This is a genomic window from Streptomyces sp. NPDC058751 (assembly GCF_042746485.1).
Classification (GTDB): Bacteria; Actinomycetota; Actinomycetes; order Streptomycetales; family Streptomycetaceae; genus Streptomyces.
On record NZ_JBHYPZ010000051.1, the window covers coordinates 57,045 to 63,373 of the forward strand.

Annotated in this window: 4 protein-coding genes and 1 rRNA gene; 1 reads left to right on the forward strand and 4 read right to left on the reverse strand. The window is 73.0% G+C overall.

Annotated features, from left to right (window positions below; all coding sequences use genetic code 11):
* Window positions 1–20: 20 nt before the first annotated feature.
* Together ACFW6B_RS34910 and ACFW6B_RS34915 are read right to left on the reverse strand one after the other, a co-directional pair.
* Window positions 21–1,064 carry a FecCD family ABC transporter permease gene (locus tag ACFW6B_RS34910; protein WP_386602651.1) on the reverse strand — a complete coding sequence of 348 codons (1,044 nt, stop codon included), beginning with the start codon at window positions 1,062–1,064 and terminating at the stop codon, window positions 21–23.
* 263 nt (window positions 1,065–1,327) lie between these two features.
* A complete protein-coding gene (locus ACFW6B_RS34915) occupies window positions 1,328–2,356 on the reverse strand; it encodes an HAD hydrolase-like protein (protein ID WP_386602653.1) in 1,029 nt (342 codons plus the stop codon).
* Between the two features lie 73 nt (window positions 2,357–2,429).
* Between ACFW6B_RS34915 and ACFW6B_RS34920 the strand changes: the two genes are divergently transcribed.
* Window positions 2,430–3,722: a DUF1015 domain-containing protein gene (locus ACFW6B_RS34920; RefSeq protein WP_386602655.1), complete on the forward strand. Its 1,293-nt coding sequence runs from the start codon at window positions 2,430–2,432 to the stop codon at window positions 3,720–3,722.
* Between the two features lie 98 nt (window positions 3,723–3,820).
* On the opposite strand, the gene ACFW6B_RS34925 is transcribed toward ACFW6B_RS34920, so the two are convergent.
* On the reverse strand, window positions 3,821–4,657 hold the full coding sequence (locus ACFW6B_RS34925) for a hypothetical protein (RefSeq protein ID WP_386602661.1): 837 nt from the start codon (window positions 4,655–4,657) through the stop codon (window positions 3,821–3,823).
* Between the two features lie 1,577 nt (window positions 4,658–6,234).
* Window positions 6,235–6,329 (reverse strand): 5S ribosomal RNA (rrf, locus tag ACFW6B_RS34930); the annotation flags it as partial.

Here is a 6,329-nt window from a genome sequence, read left to right on the forward strand (position 1 = left end):
GCTTGGGACACGTGGGGTCGTCACAGCTGCGCCGTCCTCCGTCGCCGTACGAGAAAGATGAAGACCGGACCGCCCAGCACCGCGGTGACGATGCCGACCTGGAGCTCCGCCGGCCGGGCGACCATCCGCCCGAGGACGTCGGCCCCGAGCAGCAGGACGGGCGACAGGACGGTGGCGTACGGCAGGATCCAGCGCAGGTCGGGCCCGGTGAAGGAGCGGACGGCGTGCGGGACCATGAGCCCGACGAACACGATGGGCCCGCAGGCGGCGGTCGCGGCGCCGCAGAGCACGGTCGCGGCGGCCATGGACAGCGCGCGGGTGCGGTTCAGGTTGGCGCCGAGCGCCCGGGCGGTGTCGTCGCCCATGGCCATCGCGTTCAGCGGCCGGGCGAGGGCCAGCGCGACGAGGGTGCCGACGGCGAGGAAGGGGGCCACCTGCTCGATCGTCGAGTCGGTCGCCGAGGCGAGCGAACCGACGGTCCAGAAGCGCATCTTGCCGAGCGCCGCGTTGTCCATGATCATCACGGCTTGCAGATAGCCGTAGAGCGCGGCACTGATCGCGGTTCCGGCGAGCGCGAGCCGTACCGGGGTCGCGCCCCGGCTGCCGCCCAGGAACCAGACCAGCGCTCCGACCGCGGCCGCGCCGAGGAAGGCGAACCAGACGTAGCCGCTGAGCGAGGTGACACCGAAGTAGGTGATCGCGGTGACGACGGCGGCGGACGCGCCCGCGTTGATCCCGAGCAGACCGGGGTCGGCCAGCGGATTGCGGGTGAGCGCCTGGAGGACGGCCCCGGACAGCCCCAGCGCGGCGCCCGCCAGCAGCCCGAGCACGGTGCGCGAGATCCGGTCACCGACCACGACGTCCGCGTACGTCCCGGAGTCGTGGAACAGGCCGTGCCACACCTGGTCCATCGGCAGCGCCTTCGCGCCGACCGCGATGCTCGCCAGCGCGACCAGCAGCAGGATGCCCACGGACACGAGGAGTCCCAGAGTCCGTATCGCCCGGCGGGTTGGGGGCGCGGGGGCGGTTTCCGCGCGTTGTTCAGGAGGACTGTCGACCAACACGAGGTTAGGTTAGCCTACCCTCGTATTACGTTTCGATGCGCCGGTACATCCGACCCCGCGCCGAAGCCCAGGTCAGCCCCGTGCGACCGCCCCCCACTAGCGGGCACCGCCACCGGCGCCCACACCCGCCCCGTGCGCCCGGAGTCCCGGAGCGCCCAGGACCTGCCCGGCCGCACGGATCCCGGTCGACCGCACAGCCCGAACCGGCCGGACAGCCCGAACCGGCCGTCCGCGTCCACGCGTCCCGGCCGGTCGGACGGGTCCTACAGCCCCAGCCGGGCCAGCGCCTTCCCCCCGTCCAGCTCGCACGCGCCCTCGCCCGCGGCCGTCCACGCCGCCGCGCACAGGGCCCGCAGGCCGTCCAGGGCCTCGCCCTCGCCCGTCAGCACGAGCTCCTCCGGCCCCGCCGTCGCCGTCCAGCCGCCGCAGCGGAACCCGTCGCCCGCCTCGACGACCTCGGGCTGCCCGGTGAGCATGCCGCGCAGATCGGCGTCGACGTACGTCGGCCGGTGCCGCGGCGGCGCGGCGAGCAGCTGCGCCCCGTCCGTCACACCGGTGAGGACCAGCAGCGAGTCCACCTCTCCGTTGAACGCGCCCTCGATGTCCGTGTCGAGCCGGTCCCCGACCACCAGCGGCCGCTCGGCCCCGGTCCGCAGGATCGTCTCGCGGTGCATCGGGGGCAGCGGCTTGCCCGCCACCTGCGGCTCGGCACCCGTGGCGATGCGGACGACCTCCACCGCCGCGCCGTTGCCGGGCGCGATGCCGCGCGCGCCCGGAATCGTCAGGTCCGTGTTCGAGGCGAACCAGGGAACCCCGCGCGCGATGGCGTAGCACGCCTCCGCGAACCGGGACCACGTCAGATCGGGACCGCCGTACCCCTGGACGACCGCGACGGGCTCGTCCTCCGCCGAGTCGACCGGCTCCAGCCCGCGCTCACGGAGCGCGACCCGCAGCCCCTCGCCGCCGATGACCAGCACGCGCGCCCCTGCCGGCACCTGCTCGCTGATGAGCCGGGCCACGGCCTGCGCCGAGGTGATGACGTCCGAGGCCACCGTCGGTATGCCCAGCTCCGTGAGGTGCCCGGCGACCGCGTCCGGGGTGCGCAGCGCGTTGTTCGTGACGTACGCGAGGTGCATTCCGCCCGCGCGCGCCGTCGCCAGCGAATCCACGGCGTGGGCGATGGCGTCACCGCCCGCGTACACCACGCCGTCCAGGTCCAGCAGCGCGGTGTCGTACGCCTCGCTCAGTGCCTGCCCACTGCCCTCGGGCCGCATCCTGACGGTCTGGCTCATTGCGCATCGCTCCTCGTTCGATCCCGTTGCCCCCGATCATCCCGCATGCCGCTGACGCACTTACGATGCCCCAATGAACTATGCAGGTCACGAGGAGGAAACACCGGCAGGCAGCGGCCTCGAACTCACCCCGTTCCGAGGCCTGCGCTACGACCCCGACCGGGTCGGCAGCCTGGCCGCCGTGACGTCCCCGCCGTACGACGTGATCGTCCGGCCCGACGGACTGCTCGAACTCGAATCGGCCGACCCGTACAACATCGTCCGGCTGATCCTCCCGCAGGACGGCACCCCCGCGGCCCGCAACCGGCAGGCGGCCGACACGCTGCACCGCTGGCTGTCCGAAGGCGTCCTGGCCACCGACCCCGAGCCGGGCCTGTACGTGTACGAACAGCGTGACGGCGACCTGCTGCAGCGGGGTGTGATCGGCAACCTGCGGCTGTCCGATCCGTCCGACGGCGTCGTGCTCCCGCACGAGGACGTGATGCCGCACGTCGTCGCGGACCGCGCGGACCTGATGCGCGCCACGTCCGCCAACCTCGAACCCCTGCTGCTGACCTATCGCGGCAACGGTTCCGGGTACGGCACCGCCGCCGTCATCGAACGCACCGCCGCCTTGCCGCCGTTGCTGTCCACCACCACGGAGGACGGCATCAGCCATCGCCTGTGGGCGGTCACGGACCCGGCGCAGGTCACGGAGATCCGCACGGACCTCGGCCGGCACCAGGCCCTGATCGCCGACGGCCACCACCGCTGGGCGACCTATCTGCGTCTACGCGCGGAGCATCCTTCCCCGAGCCCCTGGGACTACGGTCTGGTCCTCCTGGTGGACACCGCCCGCTACCCGCTGCGCGTCCGGGCCATCCACCGACTGCTGCACCGACTGCCGGTCGCCGACGCGCTGGCCGCCCTCGGCGACTCCTTCCGCGTACGGCGCCTCGACGTGTCCCTCGCCGAGGCTCTGGAGGCCCTCTCGTCGGCCGCCGCCAAGGGGAACGCCTTCCTCCTCGCCGGCGACGGCGCCTTCCACCTGGTCGACCGCCCGTCGCCGGACCTCCTCGCCCGTACGGTCCCGGCCGAGCACCCGGAAGCCTGGCGCACCCTGGACGCCACGGTCCTGCACGCCACGCTCCTGGAGCACGTGTGGGGCATCCCCGAGGACTCCCCCGCGCACATCGCGTACATCCACGACGCGAGCGCCACGGTCGAGAAGGCGGAAGGCGACGGAGGTACGGCCGTCCTGATGCACCCGGTCCACGAAGAGGTCGTACGCGAGCTCGCGCGCCAGGGGGTCACGATGCCGCGCAAGTCGACCTCCTTCGGGCCGAAGCCGGCGTCCGGGCTGGTCCTGCGGGCGCTCACTTCCTGAGGGGCCGCGGTCCCGAGACCCTCGCCGAAAACGCCGCGTGGGCGGCGGCACACCTTCCGGTGTCCCGCCGCCCACGCGTTTGCGCCGTGCTGTCGGCGTCAGCTCTGAGGACGCTGAGGAGCGTCGTCCTCGTCGTCCTCGTCGTCCTCATCGAGGTCGTCGGTGATCCCGTCCGTGGTCACGGACTCGATCTCGTCGTCCTCGTCCTCGTCCTGGTCCTCGTCGTCGCCCTGGTCCGTGTCCTGGCGCTCGTCCTCGGCACGGATCTCCGTCGCGGCCTCGCTGCCGGCCTCTTCGTCCTCGACCAGGGCGTCGACGAACTCGACACCGTCCATCTCGGCGAGCCGGTCGGAGGCGTCCGTGCTGCCGTCCTTGTCGGACTCGACGGTCTTGGCGAACCACTCGCGCGCCTCGTCCTCCCGGCCTGCGGCGAGGAGCGCGTCGGCGTAGGCGTACCGCAGCCGCGCGGTCCAGGGCTGGACCGAGTTCGAGGCGAGTTCGGGGCTCTGCAGGGTGACGATGGCAGCATCGAGCTGGTCCATGTCACGCCGGGCACCGGCCGCCACGAGCCGCATCTCGACCTGGCTCGCCTTGTCCAGCTTCTGCACCTCGGGCGCCCCGGCCATCTCCAGCGCCTTCTCGGGCCGGCCGAGACCGCGCTCGCAGTCCGCCATCACGGGCCACAGCTCCACGCTGCCGGTCATCCGGCGCGCGGCGCGGAACTCGGCGAGCGCCTCGCTGAACTTCTGGTTCGCGTACGCGGCGAAGCCGGCGGCCTCGCGCACGGCGGCGACGCGGGAGGCCAGCCGCAGGGCGATCCGCGAGTACGCGTAGGCGCCCTCGGGGTCCTCGTCGATGAGCCGGGCGACCATCACCAGGTTGCGGGAGACGTCCTCGGCGAGGCCCTTGGGCAGGCTCTGGAGCTCCTGGCGCACGTCCTGGTCGATCTCCTCGCCCGTGACGTCGTCCGGGATGGGCAGCCGCTTGATCGGCTCACGGTCCCGGTCCCGCTCGTCGCGGTAGCGCCCGCCACCACGCCGGTCGTCGCCCCCGCGGTCGTCGCGGCCACGGAATCCACCGGGGCGACCGCCCCGGTCGTCACGGCGCGGGCCACCGCGCCGGTCGTCACGGCCACGGTCGTCACGGCGGAAGCCGCCACGGTCGCCGCCGCCACGGCTGTCATCGCGACGGAAACCACCGCGGTCGTCGTCACGGCGCGGACCGCTGGGCCGCTCGTCACGACGGAAGTCACCACGGTCGTCACGGCGGAAGGGCGGACGGTCGCCGTCCCGGCGCTCGTCGCGACGGAAACCACCACGGTCGTCGTCGCGGCGCGGGCTGCTGGGCCGCTCGTCACGGCGGTAGGACGGACGGTCCGCGTCGCGACGGAACCCACCGCGGTCGTCGTCACGGCGCGGACCGCTGGGCCGCTCGTCACGACGGAAGTCACCGCGGTCGTCACGGCGGAAGGGCGGACGGTCGCCGTCCCGGCGCTCGTCACGGCGGAAGTCACCACGACTGTCGTCGCGACGGAAACCACCACGGTCGTCATCGCGGCGCGGGCTGCTGGGCCGCTCGTCACGGCGGTAGGACGGACGGTCCGCGTCACGACGGAACCCACCGCGGTCGTCGTCACGGCGCGGACCGCTGGGCCGCTCGTCACGACGGAAGTCACCGCTGCGGTTGTCGTCGCGACGGAAACCACCACGATCACCCTCACGACGCTCGTCACGCCGGAAGTCGCCCCGACTGTCGTCGCGACGGAATCCACCGCCACTGCCACCGCGGTCGTCACGGCGGAAGCCACCACGGTCGCCGCCGCCACGGCTGTCGTCGCGGCGGAAGCCACCACGGTCGCCGGCACCTCGGTCATCACGGCGGAACCCACCGCCACTGCCACCGCGGTCGTCGCGACGGAAGCCGCCACCGCTGCCACCGCCGCGGCTGTCGTCACGGCGGAAGCCACCACGGTCGCCGCCGCCCTGGCGGTCGTCGCGGCGGTATCCGCCGCGGTCGTCGTCACGGCGGGGGCCGCTGGGCCGATCGTCGCGGTTGAAGGCGGGACGGTCCCCGTCACGGCGGAATCCGCCGCCACTGCCACCACGGTCGTCGCGGCGCGGACCGCCCTGACGGTCGTCACGCCGGAACGGCGGTCGGCCGCCCCGGTCGTCACGGCCGCGGAAGCCACCACGGTCGCCGCCGCCACGGCTGTCGTCGCGGCGGAACCCGCCGCGGTCACCGCCGCGGTCGTCACGGCGATCGTCACGCCGGCCGGAGCCACCACGGTCGTTGTCTCGGCGCGGGCCGCCGCGGTAGTCGCCGCGGTCACCACTGTCACGACGGCGCTGGTCGCGCTCCGGTCGCTCGTCGGGAGAGTTGGTGGACATGGGTGACTCCTGTCTTCGGTACCGCAAGTCATTCTCGCGCAGCCGGGTACCCGGCGCGCTTCGGCAAAACAAAAAAGGACCCTTGGCCCCAGCGAGTCGCTGGGACCAAGGGTCCTCCAAATTTAGTTCGGCGGCGTCCTACTCTCCCACAGGGTCCCCCCTGCAGTACCATCGGCGCTGTGAGGCTTAGCTTCCGGGTTCGGAATGTAACCGGGCGTTT

Bases quoted from the DNA above. Each gene is read 5' to 3' on its own strand.
- ACFW6B_RS34920 (WP_386602655.1), top strand. From the start codon at position 2,430: ATGAACTATGCAGGTCACGAGGAGGAAACACCGGCAGGCAGCGGCCTC.
- ACFW6B_RS34915 (WP_386602653.1), bottom strand. From the start codon at position 2,356: ATGAGCCAGACCGTCAGGATGCGGCCCGAGGGCAGTGGGCAGGCACTG.